General features: G+C 63.5%; 16 protein-coding genes and 1 tRNA gene. 8 read left to right on the top strand and 9 right to left on the bottom strand.

What is annotated here, in order from left to right; genetic code table 11:
- Together Q4P21_RS03410 and Q4P21_RS03405 are read left to right on the top strand one after the other, a co-directional pair.
- Positions 1-1,599: an iron ABC transporter permease gene (locus Q4P21_RS03410; RefSeq protein WP_303387452.1), complete on the top strand. Its 1,599-nt coding sequence runs from the start codon at positions 1-3 to the stop codon at positions 1,597-1,599.
- Complete coding sequence (locus Q4P21_RS03405; RefSeq protein WP_303387451.1) at positions 1,596-2,780, top strand: ABC transporter ATP-binding protein; 1,185 nt, start codon at positions 1,596-1,598, stop codon at positions 2,778-2,780. Before Q4P21_RS03410 ends, Q4P21_RS03405 begins: the two co-directional genes overlap by 4 nt.
- Here the strand turns inward: Q4P21_RS03405 and Q4P21_RS03400 are convergent.
- From Q4P21_RS03400 to tmk, 7 genes are all read right to left on the bottom strand, one after another.
- Positions 2,777-3,940: a low temperature requirement protein A gene (locus Q4P21_RS03400; RefSeq protein WP_303387450.1), complete on the bottom strand. Its 1,164-nt coding sequence runs from the start codon at positions 3,938-3,940 to the stop codon at positions 2,777-2,779. The two genes, Q4P21_RS03405 and Q4P21_RS03400, sit on opposite strands and share 4 nt — an antisense overlap.
- Before the next feature lie 51 nt (positions 3,941-3,991).
- Complete coding sequence (locus Q4P21_RS03395) at positions 3,992-4,912, bottom strand: NADP-dependent oxidoreductase (protein WP_303387449.1); 921 nt, start codon at positions 4,910-4,912, stop codon at positions 3,992-3,994.
- Between the two features lie 10 nt (positions 4,913-4,922).
- Complete coding sequence (locus tag Q4P21_RS03390) at positions 4,923-5,489, bottom strand: hypothetical protein (RefSeq protein WP_303387448.1); 567 nt, start codon at positions 5,487-5,489, stop codon at positions 4,923-4,925.
- A 98-nt stretch (positions 5,490-5,587) separates the two neighbouring features.
- A tRNA-Thr gene (locus Q4P21_RS03385) sits at positions 5,588-5,663 on the bottom strand.
- A gap of 121 nt (positions 5,664-5,784) precedes the next feature.
- Positions 5,785-7,332, bottom strand: coding sequence for an alpha/beta hydrolase (locus tag Q4P21_RS03380; RefSeq protein WP_303387447.1), 1,548 nt, complete (start codon positions 7,330-7,332; stop codon positions 5,785-5,787).
- Positions 7,333-7,348: 16 nt separating this feature from the next.
- Complete coding sequence (locus tag Q4P21_RS03375; RefSeq protein ID WP_303387446.1) at positions 7,349-8,518, bottom strand: DNA polymerase III subunit delta'; 1,170 nt, start codon at positions 8,516-8,518, stop codon at positions 7,349-7,351.
- Complete coding sequence (gene tmk / locus Q4P21_RS03370; RefSeq protein WP_303387445.1) at positions 8,515-9,168, bottom strand: dTMP kinase; 654 nt, start codon at positions 9,166-9,168, stop codon at positions 8,515-8,517. Before tmk ends, Q4P21_RS03375 begins: the two co-directional genes overlap by 4 nt.
- Positions 9,169-9,324: 156 nt before the next feature.
- On the opposite strand from tmk, the gene Q4P21_RS03365 reads away from it, so the two are divergent.
- Entirely contained in the window at positions 9,325-10,515 is a 1,191-nt protein-coding gene (locus Q4P21_RS03365) for a PLP-dependent aspartate aminotransferase family protein (RefSeq protein WP_303387444.1), read from the top strand.
- Between the two features lie 79 nt (positions 10,516-10,594).
- A complete protein-coding gene (locus tag Q4P21_RS03360; protein WP_303387443.1) occupies positions 10,595-10,954 on the top strand; it encodes a DUF2516 family protein in 360 nt (119 codons plus the stop codon).
- Between the two features lie 43 nt (positions 10,955-10,997).
- Here the strand turns inward: Q4P21_RS03360 and Q4P21_RS03355 are convergent, their stop codons facing one another.
- Positions 10,998-11,885 carry a class I SAM-dependent methyltransferase gene (locus tag Q4P21_RS03355; RefSeq protein WP_303387442.1) on the bottom strand — a complete coding sequence of 296 codons (888 nt, stop codon included), beginning with the start codon at positions 11,883-11,885 and terminating at the stop codon, positions 10,998-11,000.
- A gap of 181 nt (positions 11,886-12,066) precedes the next feature.
- Here Q4P21_RS03355 and Q4P21_RS03350 point away from each other — a divergent pair, with 181 nt between their 5' ends.
- Positions 12,067-12,813, top strand: a complete 747-nt coding sequence (locus Q4P21_RS03350; protein WP_303387441.1) for a phosphoglyceromutase — start codon at positions 12,067-12,069, stop codon at positions 12,811-12,813.
- A 93-nt stretch (positions 12,814-12,906) separates the two neighbouring features.
- Here Q4P21_RS03350 and phoU read toward each other — a convergent pair whose 3' ends face one another.
- Entirely contained in the window at positions 12,907-13,569 is a 663-nt protein-coding gene (phoU, locus tag Q4P21_RS03345) for a phosphate signaling complex protein PhoU (protein ID WP_303387440.1), read from the bottom strand.
- 169 nt (positions 13,570-13,738) lie between these two features.
- Between phoU and Q4P21_RS03340 the strand changes: the two genes are divergently transcribed.
- The 3 genes from Q4P21_RS03340 to Q4P21_RS03330 form a co-directional block, all read left to right on the top strand.
- A complete protein-coding gene (locus tag Q4P21_RS03340; protein WP_303387483.1) occupies positions 13,739-14,977 on the top strand; it encodes a cell wall metabolism sensor histidine kinase WalK in 1,239 nt (412 codons plus the stop codon).
- 15 nt (positions 14,978-14,992) lie between these two features.
- Positions 14,993-15,673: a response regulator transcription factor gene (locus tag Q4P21_RS03335; RefSeq protein WP_207345281.1), complete on the top strand. Its 681-nt coding sequence runs from the start codon at positions 14,993-14,995 to the stop codon at positions 15,671-15,673.
- Between the two features lie 158 nt (positions 15,674-15,831).
- On the top strand, positions 15,832-16,034 hold a 203-nt coding region (locus Q4P21_RS03330), incomplete at its 3' end, for a hypothetical protein (RefSeq protein ID WP_303387439.1).

Below are 16,034 nucleotides of genomic sequence, written 5' to 3'. Positions count from 1 at the left end.
ATGACTTCACAACAAAGTACGACGGCGGCCCGCAAGTCGGGTGCCAAGAACTTACGTAACGCTGCTGGGGGCCGGGGCTCACGCTTCGGCCCTTGGCCCGTCGTTGTACTTTGTCTTTTGATCGCCGCATTCTCCCTGCTGCCGCTCGGGTTTGTGGTGGTCGCCACCGCCAACGCCGGATGGGACACCATTGCTACTTTGGTGTTCCGCCCGCGCGTTGGCGAATTGCTCTTTAACACACTTTCACTGGTGCTGATCACGGTGCCGCTGTGCGTGCTCATTGGGGTTGGCGGGGCCTGGCTGGTGGAACGGACTTCCCTGGCCGGGAACAAGGCGTGGGCGGTGCTGCTGGCGGCCCCGCTGGCCATCCCTGCCTTCGTGAACAGCTACGCCTGGGTCAGTGCCATCCCCTCCCTTGGTGGGATCTTTGGCGGTGTGCTGATCTCGGTGCTTTCCTACTTCCCGCTCGTGTACATCCCGGTGGCGGCCGTGCTGAGCAGGCTGGATCCGGCGCTTGAACAGTCGGCGGCAGCTCTCGGCCTGGGCCCTTGGAGGGTGTTCTTCAGGGTGGTGCTGCCACAATTGCGGTTGGCGACAGCCGGCGGCGCGCTGCTTGTGTCGCTTCACCTGCTGGCGGAATACGGCGCCTTTGCCATGATCGCGTTCGACACGTTCACCACGGCCATCTACGACCAATTCCGTTCCACCTTCAACGGCGCCGCAGCGAATATGCTCGCCAGCGTCCTGGTGTTGTTTTGCTTGCTGCTGCTGCTGGCCGAGTCCAGGACGCGCGGTAGTGCCCGTTATGCCCGCGTGGGTGCCGGGGTACAGTCGGGCCCCACCCGCTTGAAGCTGGGGGCTTACCAAGCGCCCGGACAGCTGGCCTTGATCGCAGTGGCGGTGCTGGCACTGGGTGTGCCGCTGTGGCACGTGGGGCGCTGGCTCATTGCCGGTGGCGCAGAAGTCTGGACGCGAAACGACCTGCTTACCTCTTTGCTACGAACACTTGACTACGGCCTGATTGGAGCCGCGGTGACAACTGTGCTGGCGTTCCCGCTGGCATACTTGGTGATCCGCCACCCGGGGCCCGTCAGTACGTTCCTTGAAGCTGTCAACTACATTTCAAGCTCCATGCCGGGCATCGTGGTGGCGTTGGCGCTTGTCACCATCACGGTCCACAACGTCCCTGCCATCTACCAAAGCTCGTTGGTGCTGGTGGCCGCTTATGCCCTGCTGTTCATGCCACGGGCCTTGGTGAACTTGAGGGCGGGCCTTGCCCAAGTGCCGCGTGAATTGGACGAGGCCGCCCGTGCGCTGGGCAAACCTCCGTTGGTGGCGTTCCTGCGCGTGACTTTGCGCCTGGCGGCACCTGCAGCGGCCGGAGGGGCGGCATTGGTGTTCCTGGGTATTGTGAATGAGCTGACGGCGACGCTGCTGCTCGCCCCCAACGGCACACGCACGCTGGCCACCCAATTTTGGCTGTTGAGCAGCGAAATTGATTACATGGGGGCAGCACCCTACGCATTGTTGATGATTTTGCTCTCAGCGCCCATGACCTACCTTCTGTTTGTGCAATCCAAGAAAGCCGCTGGACAATGACTACCCAACCCCATGACATCCGCCAGGGTTCCCGCCACAGCGCAGTCCCACGCCCGGCAGGGCCAAGCAGCAGGACGTTCGTACATGACTCCAGCGATGCGCCCGACCACCTTGAGATCACAGACGTTCGCAAGCGGTATGGCGGCACGGAAGTCCTCAAGGGCGTGGACCTGAGCGTTGCGCAGGGACGTACCACTGCCATTGTGGGCCCCTCGGGCTCAGGAAAAACCACACTGCTGCGCCTCATCGCCGGCTTTTCAGCGCCGGACGCGGGGCGGATAGCCTTGGGCGGTGCCGAGGTTGCAGGCCCGGAGAAGTGGGTTCCCGCGCACAAGCGAAGCGTTGGCTACGTGGCCCAGGACGGGGCCTTGTTCCCGCACTTGAGCGTTGGTGCGAACATTGCCTTTGGGCTGCCGCTGCGTGGCAAGGCCGCCGCACGGCGGGTGGGTGAGCTGTTGGAGATGGTCTCCATGAACGCCTCCTACGCCAAACGCCGGCCCCACCAGCTGTCCGGTGGGCAGCAGCAGCGGGTGGCTCTGGCCCGCGCGCTGGCACGCCAACCCGAGCTGATGCTGCTGGATGAGCCGTTCAGCGCCCTGGACGCCGGGCTGCGGGTCGCCACACGCCGGGCCGTCTCGCAGACCCTTGAACAAGCCGGGGTGACAACCATCCTTGTCACCCACGACCAGGCGGAGGCGCTGAGCTTCGCCGACCAGGTCGCCGTCATGCGAGACGGAAAACTGGCCCAGATCGGCAGCCCCTTCGTTGTCTACACGCGCCCCGCGGACAGGGCCACCGCCGAATTCCTGGGCGACGCCGTCATCCTCGAGGCCTGGCTGGAAGGCTCACTGGCATTGTGCTCGCTGGGTGGCATACCCGTGCGCATGCCCAAGGTCCAAGGCAAGGTCAACCTGATGCTGCGTCCCGAACAGATCCGGATCTCCAGCGGCAGCTCCATCCGCGGACGCGTTGTGGACACCGACTACTTCGGCCCTGAAACCACCGTACGGATCCAGCTTGAACCCATCCTCGTCGACGCGGAGCACCCCCGCGATCCGCACCAGCCCGTCGGTGGCGAGGTTATCAACATCCGGCACTGGAACGCCATGCTGGCCCGCCCCGGCACCGAACTTTTCCTGAAAGTGGTGGGCGAGGGCGTCGTTTTCCCCTGGCAGGGCTAAACCGCGGCCGGCCGCCGTCGGGCATTGACTTCGGCCTGGAAGGTCAGCAGCAGGAGCATCGCCACGGCTATCCCCAGCACGACGGCGGCTGGCAGCCTTGCGCCCAACGGGACAAGTACCAGCGCGGCCGCCACGGCGGGGATGCCCCAGGGCAGGACGGCTCCCGGCGGCAGGCCGAAACGCAGGGAGACGAGCGCGTTCGTACCGTAAAACAGTGCCAGCCCGCCGCCCAGTGCAATGGCTGCGCCCAGTGGCAGCCGCGCGAACGGGGCTGGGATGGCCGTGGCGATGGCGGCGGCGATCGAGGTGACCCCGAGAACCAAAGCGAATGGCATGAACAGCGTGGTTTGCAGGATACCGGTGAAGTCTTCACGGTTGCGCAGCTGCTCAAGGCCCATGGCAAGTGTGCCGGTGCCGTATTGAAAGAACGCCCAGCCAAGCAGTGCCACGATCACAAAGCCCAATGCGGCAGCCAGAGCGGGGCCGGGGTGCCAGTCCTGGGCAAGCTCCGAGACGATCGTGAAGATGGATTCGCCCAGCACGATGATGACAAACAGGCCAAGACGCTCCGCAGCATGCTCCAGATTGATCCCGCCAAGATTTTGCTGCGCACCGATCAGCCGGCTGGCAGCAATCATGCCCACTTCCACGGCAATGGCGACGGCCCACAAAATAACGGACAGGGACAGTGGCAGGAACGTGGCAAGGAGCCAGAGCGCGGCCGTTCCGCCGTTGTAGATCCAGATGCGCCACGGCTGTTCCGACGAGTATTTGCGGTGCTCGTGAAGCCACAGGACGAGCAGCAGGATGCGCATGGCCGCGTTGGCAAGGGAGAACGCCCACGCCCGGTCGCCAAAGGCCTCAGGGGCGGCTGCTGCCATGAGTCCGGCTGCGGCCATGGCTGCGACCATGGCCAGACCCAACACCCGCGACGTCAGCGCCGGCAGCAGGTTGATGACGGAGACAATGTTGACCCACGCCCACCATGCAGGGAAGAAGAGCAGGATGTAGGTGCCGAATTCGGGCCAGCCTGGATTGCCGTGGATGCCGTGTGCCAGCTGCCCGATGAAGGCCACAAACACCAGATCGAAGAAAAGCTCCATCCAATGCACCCTGCCCGGTTCACGGGCGGGGGTGCGGTGCTGGGCTGCTTTTTGCATGCGCCCATCGTATGCCCCCAAGGCCCACAACGGGTGGGTGGGGACTGGGCGTCACGGAAGTTGCAGGATGGTCTTTCCGCGGGCGCGCCTCGTTTGCACTTTTGCCAGGGCAGCCAGGGCGTCTTCGAAGGGGTGGATGTGTTCGAGCTCGACGTGGATCCTGGCTGCCGCAACATCGTTCATAAGTTGCAGTACTTCGCCCCGCACATCCACTGTGTAGGGAATCCCCGCCACCTCGATGCCACGTTCAGGGGCGGGGGTATCGCCGGAGATCGGCACCAGCTGGCCGCCGTTTTTTACCACACCCAACGTTTCCGCGGCGGTGCCCGGCTGGACGGCGAGAGCCCCGTCCACGCCGTCGGGCATCCACTGGCGTACCTGTTCAACCCAGTCGGGACAGTGGTAGTCGACCACGAATTCCGCCCCGAGCGAGCGCAGGTAGCCATGGTTCGCAGCTGATGCAGAGGCGCCAACCCGCCATGTGCGCTGGCGGGCGAGCTGGATGCCCAAAGTACCGATGGCGCCCGACCCGCCGGCGATGAAGAGCGAACCGCCCGCCTGGATGCCGGTGAGGGCGTGCAAAGCACGAAGCACGGTGTTGCCGGCGACCGGGATCGCTGCTGCGTGCACAAAGTCGACGTCATCCGGGATGGGGATGATCAGCGAGTGTGCCTTGACGGCCGCGTATTCGGCCCATGTGCCACCCTTGGGCTGCATCGAGCTGACGAACGCAATACGCTCACCCGGGTCAAAGCCCGAGGTGGCGGATCCAACCTCCGCCACAATGCCCGCGGCCTCAATGCCGATCGGGTACGGGTAGCGGGCGTCGCCGGGCAGAAAATAGGAGTCGTGGATGCCCACGCCAACAGCCTTGACCTGCACCAGCAGTTCATCGGTGTCGATCAACGGCAGGGGAACCTCGGCCGGTTCCACCGTGCTGGCACCTGCTGCTGACAAGACGAACGCTCTCATTCGTGCCCGGCTATTCCTTGGACTTTGTCTGAACCCACGTGGGGGTTTCGCGGGCCAGACGGGCGTCGAGGGCAACTTTGAGCTTCGCGGCCTCGATTTGAACCTTGCCCTTGGCTTCACGGCTGGCTGCGCTGTCGGCTTCTGGCGCGTCGGGCTCACCGTTCGCGTCGGCGTCGGGGCCTCGAATTCCTTCCGGGAAGGGTTCTCGTTCCTGGCCGAGGCTGGGTGCCTCTCCGCGAAGGCCTCCCGTTGCGGACTGGACGAGGGACTGCTCCCACGCTGCATCCAGGACTTCCAGCTCGTGCTGCCCGAGCCACTTTTCGCGCGACAGGATGAGAATCGTTCTGATTCCGGCCTTTTGCTTGACGGTGTTCTCGCTGAACACCGCATCGAGTGCCCACTGGACTTCGCTCCACCAGCGGCCCTGCTTGCTGGACCTCGCCGATTTTACGATGGTGATCCAGGCGGGGATGATCGCGATGGCTGCGATCAAGAGCGTCAGGGCAGGGGCAGCATCCTGGATGCCACCAAGGAAGCCGGTGGACGGTGCAGCAACCAGTGCAGTTAAGTCGACCATGCTTCATGCTACGTCGGATGTGGCTGAAAGCGGTTGTAACAATCCGGCGCCGGGCACCAAAAAACCCTTCCATTAGCTAAAAATGGAAGGGTTTTTGTTGGGGCCTCCAAACAGAATCGAACTGTTGACCTTCTCATTACGAGTGAGACGCTCTACCAACTGAGCTATGGAGGCCTGCGCTAGCCGGACTCCGATTGGAGTGAGCAGCTGAACACAAGAAACCACTCTAATATGCGCGGGGCTGATGTACAAAATCCACCCCAGCAAGCCAATGAGCCAGGCTCATCTGCAATGCCTAGCAGGTGGTGCCTGCTGCCGGAACTAATCCGTCCACAAAGTAGTCGTCCACGGTTTGGGTCAAGCATTCATTGGCCCGGCCGTACGCAGTGTGGCCTTCGCCGTTCCATGTCACCAGGACTGCGGAATCAAGCTGCTTGGCCATGGCCTGCGCCCATTCGTAAGGCGTGGCCGGGTCCCCGGTGGTGCCCACCACCAGGATGGGTCCGGCGCCGGCAGCGGAGATGGCGGCGGGCTTGCCGGTGGCAGGGAATGGCCAAAACTTGCAGGACAAGCCGGAGTATCCCAGTATCTTTCCGAAGGTGGGGGAGGCCTGATCCAACTTGGCTGCTTCTTCGCGCATGTGGGTGAGATCGGAATTCATGGGGTAGTCAAGGCAGTTGACGGCAGTAAAAGCAGCCGGTGTGTCGGTGTTGTATTTCCCGTCGGAGTCACGGTCTGCGGAGAAGTCAGCCAATGTCAACATCCCGGAGGCATCGCCGGCAAAGGCCTGCTTCAACGCACCGGCGAGGGGAGCCCACAAATCGGTGGAGTACATGGCGAAGGCGATGGCTCCGGTGAACTCAGTACCCGTCACCACCCTGCCTTCCGAGGTTTGCTGCGGGGTTTGGGTATAGACGGACTGCAATGCACGGATCTGCGCCACAGCATCGTCAACGGTTCCAGAAACAGGGCACTCGCTGGTGCCCAGGCAGTTCTTCGCCCACGCTCGAAGTGCGTTTTCAAAGCCCACGGCCTGGCCCAGGGAGACCTGGTCAATATCAAGAGAGGGGTCCAGGGCGCCGTCAAGGGAGAACTTGCCCACCCGTTGTGGGAACAGGCCGGCATAGGTGGCGCCCAGCTTGGTGCCGTAGGAGAAACCCATGTAGTTGAGCTGTTTGTCGCCCAGTACGGCACGCAAAACATCCATGTCGCGGGCAGAGCTGACGGTGTCCATGTGGCCCAGGACGGGGCCAGAGTTCTTCTCACACAGTTTTGTTTGGCTCTTCGCTTCAGCTTCGGCGGCGGCCATTCCGGCGTCGGTGGACATGTCAAAGTCCACCTGGCGTGCCGCATCCATTTGCGCAGCGTCAAGGCACTGGACGCCTTCCGAGCGCTGCACGCCGCGCGGGTCGAAACCCACCACGTCGTAGGCGCCGCGCAGCTTCTTGGAGAAGTAGCTCTTCCCCCCGTCCTTGACCATGTTCACGCCGGAAGCGCCGGGTCCTCCGGGGTTGACCAGCATGGCACCCAGGCGCTTGCCGGTGGCCGGTAGACGAATGGCAGAGAGCTTGATGGTGGCTTGTTGTGGCTTCTCGTACGTCAGCGGCACGTTCACCTCGGCGCATTGGAAGCCGCCGTTACACGAACTCCACGTCACGGCTTGGGTGTAAAAGTCCATCAAATCCGCGGGCACGTCTCCGATAGTGTCTGCTTCGGCAGAGGTCATGACCGGCGTGTCCGGCGCCAGCACGGAACACGAGCCCAAAGCCAGCGCGGCGATGCCCGTAGTTGTGGCGAGGAGCAGGCGGCGGAGGGTGCGCCGTCGTGGTTTTCCGGCAGGCATAAAAGTCCTTTGGTGATTAGAGCAGGCTGACTGCCATGGCCTCAAGGGCCAGCAGGGGGGCAACGTTGGTGGTGGTGAGGCGGCGGCGCACGGAGTTGATGGCGTCCATGCGAACCAGTGTGGTTTCGGGGCGGGAACGGGCGGCAAAGTCCTGTAATTGCGCCCGCAGCGGGTCGTTGACAAGCTCCAGCGCGGCATGTTCGGCACTGGTTCCTGCCCGGGCGTCCAGCTGCAGGACCAGCACATCCCGGTAGAAGGAAAGTAAATCGGTCAGGGCCCTGTCCAGTTGGTCCGTGACGGACCGCTTGGCACGACGCTTCTGGTCCTCCTCCAGCGCGCGGACCTGGGCACGCATGGGCGGCGGGAGCGTCCCTGTCTCGGGTGCACCGAGGGAACGCAGCAGCGACACCTTTTCGACGGCGTCGCGCTCTTCATTGGAGGAGGACGCCTCCGCCTGGGCCAACTCCAGCAGGGAGGCAGCAGACTGGACGGCTGTGGAGATGTCGCGCAGCTTCAGCGGCAGGTTCACGGTTGCATCGCGCCGCTCACGGGCGCCGGGGTCGGTGGCCAGGCGGCGGGCAATGCCAATGTGGCTTTGCGCGGCGCGTGCGGCAGTCAACGCCAGTTCCGGTTCGATGCCGTCGCGGCGGACCAGCAGGGCCGCAACATCCGCCACCGGAGGCAGCCGCAGCGTCAGTGTCCGGCAGCGTGAACGGATGGTGACCAGGACGTCCGCCGGGCTGGGCGCGCACAGGATCCAAATGGTGCGCGGCGGCGGCTCTTCAATGGCCTTGAGCAGCACATTGGTGGTGCGCTCGGCCATGCGGTCCGCGTCGCCGACGATCATGACCCGCCAACGGGACGACGACGGGCTGTCGTGGGCCTTGCGCACCAGAGCGCGGGATTCATCGATCGTGATGGTGGTTTTTTCCGTGGCGATGTACGTGACGTCGGCGTTGGTTCCCGCCAGCGTGGTGTGACAGGCCTTGCAGACACCACATCCGCGGGCCGCCAGTTCCGGGCGCTCACACACCAGGGCCGCGGCGAAAGCCAGCGCTGCGTTGGAACGGCCGGAGCCCGGTGGTCCTGTCAGCAGCCAGGCATGCGTGGGCGAGCTGGACTGTGCGGCGCGGCGCAGCTGGGCCACCACGGAATCCTGGCCCTGCAGGTCAACCCAGACGCTCATGCGCGCTCCGCGACAAGGGCCATGACATGGTGTTCGATGACGAGGGCCAGTTCGGCAACGGAGTCGCCAGCCGGAAGCACCAGGTAGCGGTCGGGGTGGGCTGCGGCCAGTTCGAGGAACGCTGCACGAATGGTGGAGTGGAAGGCGTCGGGCTCCGATTCCATTCGATCCTCGGCGCTATCGCCTGCCGTGCGGCGCTGGCGGCCGGATACCGGGGAAACGTCAAGCAAAACAGTCAAGTCCGGCCATAGGCTGTTCGTAGCCCAATCGTTGAGCTGGAAGATGGCGTCATTTCCGAGGCCGCGGCCGGCGCCCTGGTAGGCGATGGAGGAATCGGCGTAGCGGTCGCTGAGCACAATCTCTCCCCGGGCCATGGCCGGGACAATCACTTGGGTGGCATGAGCGGCACGGGCGGCGGCAAAGATCAGTGCCTCCGTCTTGGCGTCAATCTCACCCTGCCCATGGTCAAGGACCAGGGAACGCAGTTTTTCACCGACGGGAGTGCCGCCCGGTTCACGGGTGCGCACCACTGTTCGTCCGGCGTCGGACAGGGCTCGGGCAAGCAGCGCGGCCTGGGTGGATTTTCCCGCACCGTCGCCACCTTCAAAAGCGATGAACAAGCCCGGCGACGGGGCAGAAGTAGGAGTCACCCGACCAGCCTACCGGCCCAAGCTGGCAGGAGCATTGGCGCTGTGGACAACTGACCATTTGGACAAGTTCTCCACAACGGCGCGGTTATCCACAATATTGAGGCTAGAAGTCATATTGCAGCGCTCGCCCGCGGTGTGCGGTCTACTGTGGGACGTATGACGTATCAGCCTGCCAGCCACCCGGAAGAACTCAGCGCCGACACCGTGGTGGTGGCAGCAGGGCGGCCGCCGCGCGGCCACGATTCCCCCGTGAACCCGCCCATTGTGCTCTCCTCCACGTATGTGGGCACAGGCACCGTAGTGGATGGGGACAGAGCCTACGGCCGCTACTCGAACCCCACGTGGGATCCGCTGGAAGACGCCCTGGGCCAGCTTGAAGGCGCCGCGCTGCCAGCCCTCATCTTCAGTTCGGGGTTGGCTGCCGCCTCCGCCGCGCTGTCCCTGATTCCCGTCGGCGGTGTGCTCGTCATGCCCACCCACTCCTACCAGGGAGCACTCGTCATGGCGCAGGAACAAGCTGCCAAGGGGCTGTTCACGCTGCGCACTGTGGACATTGCCAACAACGACGAGGTCATCACAGCGCTCACCGGCGCCGGCGGCAAGGCTGCGGACATGTTGTGGCTGGAGAGCCCCACCAACCCCATGCTTGAGGTGGCCGACATCCACGCGCTCTGCCGCTCGGCCCAGGCCGTGGGCGCCCTCATCGTCACCGACAACACGTTCTCCACGCCACTGGTGCAAAAGCCGCTGGAACTGGGCGCGGACATTGTGCTGCACTCCGTGACCAAATACTTGGCCGGGCACTCCGACGTCATCCTGGGAGCCCTGGCCACGTCCAATCCCACACTGCGCGAAGCCCTGCTGCACCACCGCTCCATCCATGGCGCCATCGCCGGACCGTTCGAGGCGTGGCTGGCTCTTCGCGGACTGCGCACCCTGGCATTGCGGGTTGAGCGCTCGCAGGCCAGTGCTTCGGTGTTGGCCCAGCGTCTTGACCTGCACGACGGCGTGGAACGGGTTTTGTTCCCCGGCCTGCCTTCGGATCCCGGTCATGTCAGGGCCAAGGCGCAGATGAAAGGGTTCGGTTCCATCCTGTGTATAGAGGTTGCAGGCGGCGAAGAGGCAGCCAATGCGGTGGTGGAGGCGCTGCGCGTGTGGACCCCCGCCACGTCCCTTGGCGGGGTGGAATCGCTTATTGAGCGTCGTCGCCGCCACGCGAACGAACCTGAGAGCGTCCCGGCCAATCTGCTGCGCCTGAGCGTGGGCATTGAAAACGTCGAGGATCTTTGGAACGACCTGGAGCGGGCTTTTGCGCAGGCAGCCGCACGCGGATGGAACCGCGGGTAGAACGCCGAGTTGAGCCAGCCCTGCACTTTCCCAGCAAACCCGACCTGTCTTTCGCTGTGGCTGCCTGTAAGCTTGAATCGTGATTGGATTCGTAAACTTTGTGGAATTTCTCATTCTGGTGGCCTTGGGCCTGCTGGCCTTGGGCATTCAAGGCTGGGCTTTGAGCGATTGCGTACGCACTAATGCGGCAGATTTTGAACGGGTCGGCAAACGGACCAAAACGTTCTGGACGGCCGTGCTGGCCGGTTCAGTGTTCTTCGGCTTCCTCTACGTCATTGTGCCGGTGACTACTCTTACGGTTCCCCCGCTGGGGATGGGCATGATTTTCTGCCTCGCCGGCGTGACCGCAGCCGGTGTGTACCTGGCTGACGTCCGGCCCGTGCTGGCTGAAGTTCGTGGCCGCGGCCGCGGCCAGCAAAACCGCGGCTCCTCCTGGTAGGAACGCGCCTGGTAGGGCCGCCAGATATGACTGCCCAGCTTCCTTAGCTGGCGGCCAGTGCAGCCTCGGGCATGAGGGCTGTTGCCGGAACCGGGGCCACAGCCGCCCAATCTACGGTCAGCTCACCCAAGCGCCACCGTGACGGTGAACGCACCACCGGCCAACCGGCGTCGTACATCCTTTGACACATGCTCAGCCACCGCTGACGGTTGCCAAAGGGAGCCAACGGGGCTCCGGCCAGCCAATACTTGTCCAAGGCCTGCAGGAAGTCATGGATTTTCTCCCCCGGCATGTTGTGGTGGATGAGCGCCTTGGGCAGCCGCTCGGCAATGTCCGACGGCAGGGTGAAACCGCCAAAGCGGAGCGAAATAGTCAGTGACATGGGGCCGGTGCCATCCAACGCCACCCACGTGCTGCGGCGGCCGATCTCGTCACAAGTCCCGTCAACGAAGATGCCATGAGGTGCCAGACGGGAACAGACGGTGAGCCAGATCAGCTGGACGTCGGCTTCATCGTACTGACGCAGCACATTGAAGGCACGCACCATGCTGGGCCTGCCGGGTACCGGGATTTCAAAGCCACCCACGCAAAAATCGAGCCCTTCGTGCTCCAGCGGCTTGGCGATGCGTACACGTTCGGGCTCAATTTCAATGCCCGTGACATGGGCGCTGGGGCAGACGGCGTGGATTCTCGAATACAGTTCGACGGCCGTGGTGGGTGCGCCGCCGTAGCCTAAGTCAATGACCAGCGGATGGTCCTCACCGCGCAGCCGCCATGCCTGCGGGCCGGCCAGCCAGCGGTCCACCCGACGCAGCCGGTTCGGGTTCGTGGTGCCGCGGGTGGCGTTGCCAAAGGGCTTGCCACGGCGCCGTGCCGCACGCTTTGAGGGGTCGGTGGAGGCGTCCTTGACCCTCTGTGCGCGTTGAACCACCTGAAAACTATATTTGCCGCACATGGGTGAAACCGCTGTTTTTGGTGCTGGGCAGCTATGGAACGTGACACATTTTGCGGGTACGGCATCCGGCTACGTGCTCACATGTGCCGCATCCACGGCTGATTTCTGCCGGGCGTAGCAATTCCAGTCAGCTGGTTCCGGCCGGTAGGATGGCCTCATGACTTATACGCTGATTTTGCTCCGGCATGGCCACAGTGAGTGGAATGCCAAGAACCTTTTCACTGGCTGGGTGGACGTTGACCTCAACGACCAGGGCCGCACCGAGGCTGTCCGCGGCGGTGAGCTGCTGGTGGAGAACAACCTCCTGCCGGACGTAGTCCACACCTCGCGCCTGAAGCGTGCCATCAACACGGCCAACATGACGCTGGAGAAAGCCGACCGTGGCTGGATCGACGTCAAGCGCAGCTGGCGCCTGAACGAACGCCACTACGGGGCACTGCAGGGCAAGGACAAGGTCCAGACGCTCGCCGAATTCGGTGAGGCGCAGTTCATGGAGTGGCGTCGCAGCTACGACACCGCCCCGCCGCCCTTGTCGGATGACAGCGAATTCTCGCAGATCAACGACCCCCGCTACGCGGACCTTGGCGATGACATGCCGCGCTCGGAATGCCTCAAGGACGTCCTGGAACGCCTGCTGCCGTACTGGGAATCGGAAATCAAGGTTGACCTCAAGGCTGGAAAGACTGTTCTTGTCACGGCCCACGGCAACTCGCTGCGCGCCATGGTCAAGCACCTGGACGGCATCTCCGACGACGCCATCTCGGCCCTGAATATCCCCACCGGCATCCCGCTGCTGTACGAACTGGATGATAACTTCGCCCCCATCAACCCCGGTGGCCGGTACTTGGACCCGGAGGCAGCAGAGACCGCCATCCTCGCTGTGGCAAACCAGGGCAAGAAGTAACACGACGTTAAAGCACGACGGCGGGACGGAACCTTTCACTGGTAAAGGTTCCGTCCCGCTTTCGCGTTGGCCGCCCGTCGTTCCCCGGCGGAGCTAGCCGGCCAGGAAGTCCTCGGGCTGCCACTCTCCCGTGACGAGGTAGGAGACCTTGCGTGCCACTGACACGCCATGGTCGCCAAAGCGCTCAAAGTAGCGGCTGGCCAGCGTGACGTCCACAGTGGTGGCCGGAGTTTCCTGCCAGTCAGGGGACGCGATGGTTGAGAACACGGTCTTGTGGAGCCTGCTGATGCGGGCCTTGGCGGCGGCGATGTCCGCCACGAGTTCAAGGTCGCGGGTGTCCAGCAGCTCAGTGACTTTCTCCGCGATCAAAATGTCCAGGCTGGCCAGCTCGGCAAACGTCGCTGTCAGTGGCGCCGGGATCACCATATTGGGGAAACGCAGTCGGGTTAGTTGGCCGATGTGCCGGGCCAGGTCGCCCATCCGCTCGAGCGAGGCGCTCATCCGCAGCGAACCAACGATCATGCGCAGGTCGCTGGCCACCGGCCCCTGCAACGCCAAGACGTCGATGGCCCGTTCGTCCAAGTCGTTTTGCAGGAAGTCGATGCGGGCGTCGGCAGCGATGACTTCCTGGGCGGCTTGCAGGTCTGCTGCGGCAAAGGCTGTTGTTGCCTTCGTGATGGCCTCGCACACCAGTGCGGAGATCTCGATGAGCCCCTCACCGATTTGGTGGAGCTCGGCCTGGAAAACTTTACGCACGCGTGTGTCCTTTCATGGGCAGGGCGGTGGGGCCCTCGTTGCCCCTAGCCTGCCAGCTGAACGTGAACGTGGCGGCACGGCAAGGTGAACGTTTGCTGAACGAGTGGGGACGGCAGGTGGTTTTGGCGTAATTGCCGCCGCCACCGCATAGGCTTGAGCCGTGGATCCCTTGGTGGTTGGACTGGTGGCAGGGCTCATTGGCCTGTCCTTGGGCGTGTTTGGCATGTTCGCGTTCAGTCTCAGCGAGCGCACCCGCCAGCTTTCGCTGGACATCGGCGAACCCGCCCTTCCCGACGGTTCCGCCGAAGTCCTCTCCGTGGTGGGCAAGGCCTACATTGTCATTGATACGGTCGACGGCGTGGTGCGCGCCAGTGCCGGTGCCTACGCCTTTGGTCTGGTACGAGGGCACACGGTGGTCCATCAGGAACTGCTGGAACTGGCTCACCGGGTGCGCCGTGACGGGGTCATTGAAGAACGCGATTTGACCCTGCCGCGGGTGTTGCCGGCAGCGGCCGTGGACCCGGTCTCGGGGGAGCCCACCGCTGTGGAGCTGCCAAGGACCCAGGGGGCGCCAGGGCAGGGCACGCTCGTGATCCAGGTTCGGGTGGCGCCATTGGGGGAGGAGTACATTCTTCTGCTGGCCGATGACCGCACCGAGATTGCCCGCACCGAAGCCGTGCGCAACGACTTTGTGGCGAATGTGTCGCACGAGCTCAAAACTCCCGTCGGTGCCCTTTCACTACTGGCCGAAGCTATTGAGTCCGCACCGGAGGACCAGGCCACCGTCCGCCGCTTTGCCTCGCGCATGATGACTGAATCGGCACGCTTGGCGGCGCTGGTTCAGGACATCATTGAACTGTCCCGGCTGCAGGGCAAGGATGTGGCCCGTGTCGGCACCGCCGTGGACATGAACTCCGTCATTGCCGAGGCGGTGGACAGGACTCGGCTCCCGGCGCAGGGCAAGAACATCACGCTGGTCGTCGGGCCGTCCCAGCCTGCCGCCGTCCATGGCGACCACGCCCAGCTGGTGACCGCCTTGCGCAACCTGATCGACAACGCCGTGCGGTATTCCCCCGAGAACACGCAGGTGGGCATCGGGCTGTCGGTGGGGGCCGGCGTCGTCTCCGTCAGCATCTCCGACCAGGGCGACGGGCTCACCCCGGCCGAGCAGGACAGGGTCTTCGAACGTTTCTACCGTGTGGATGCCGCCCGCTCCCGGCACACCGGCGGCACCGGGTTGGGCCTGAGCATCGTCAAACACATCGTGAGCAATCACGGCGGTGAGGTGACCCTTTGGTCCGCCCCGAAAATGGGGTCGACCTTCACGGTTCGCCTTCCCCAGCTTTCACTTCCAACGTCCGACGGCGGCACGCACCACAGCGCCGACCGGCACCCCGGCTTGATCTAAAGGAGCGCAACGAGCGTGAGTAGAATTTTGATAGTTGAAGATGAAGAGTCCATCAGTGACCCGTTGTCATTCCTGCTGGGCAAGGAAGGGTACGAGGTCCGTGTCGCGGACAACGGGCTGGACGCGCTGTTGGAATTTGAGCGCAGCGGTGCCGATTTGGTGCTCCTTGACCTGCAGCTGCCGGGCATGAGCGGCACGGAAGTGTGCCGGCACCTGCGCCAACGCTCCAATGTGCCTGTCATCATGCTCACCGCCAAGGATTCTGAAATCGACAAGGTGGTGGGGCTGGAACTCGGTGCTGATGACTATGTGACAAAGCCCTATTCCTCGCGCGAATTGATTGCACGGATCAGGGCTGTGCTGCGGCGCCAGGCGGAGCCGGAGGAACTGCTGCATTCCACCGTGCAGGCCGGACCTGTGCGCATGGACGTTGAGCGCCATGTTGTCAGTGTCCACGGGGAAGCAGTGGGCTTTCCGCTGAAGGAATTTGAACTGCTGGAAATGCTGCTGCGCAATGCCGGAAAGGTACTGACCCGTGGGCAGTTGATTGACCGGGTCTGGGGTTCGGACTATGTGGGGGACACGAAAACCCTGGACGTCCACATGAAGCGGCTGCGCAGCAAGATTGAGCCTGATCCCGCAGCGCCCAAATACCTCCTCACCGTGCGAGGTCTTGGCTACAAGTTCGAACCCTAAGCCTTTTGGACAGTTATGGACACGATCATGGATAAAAGACGTCATATGCTCAAATAAGTGAGTTTTTGGTTGCTCCTGTGTGGCACTCGTCATATGCTGTGACGGATAACATAACGGGTGGCCCGTGCGGCTGCACTGAGATTTGAGGGACTTCATCCATGACAGCGCATTCCTTTAGGGGTTCTGGGAGATCCCGCGGGCTCAAGGCGACGGCCATCATGGCCACGGCAGCATTGGGCATGATGGCCATTTCGAGCCCGGCACTGGCCATCGATTCCACCACGACGGTGGAAACCGTGGCCCAGTCGGCCATGGCTGGCGACAAAGTGATCTTCCCCGGCAATGACGGCCAAAGTCACAC

It is taken from the genome of Arthrobacter sp. (genome assembly GCF_030540645.1).
GTDB lineage: Bacteria > Actinomycetota > Actinomycetes > Actinomycetales > Micrococcaceae > Specibacter.
This window is presented reverse-complemented; position numbering and strand designations above follow the sequence as displayed.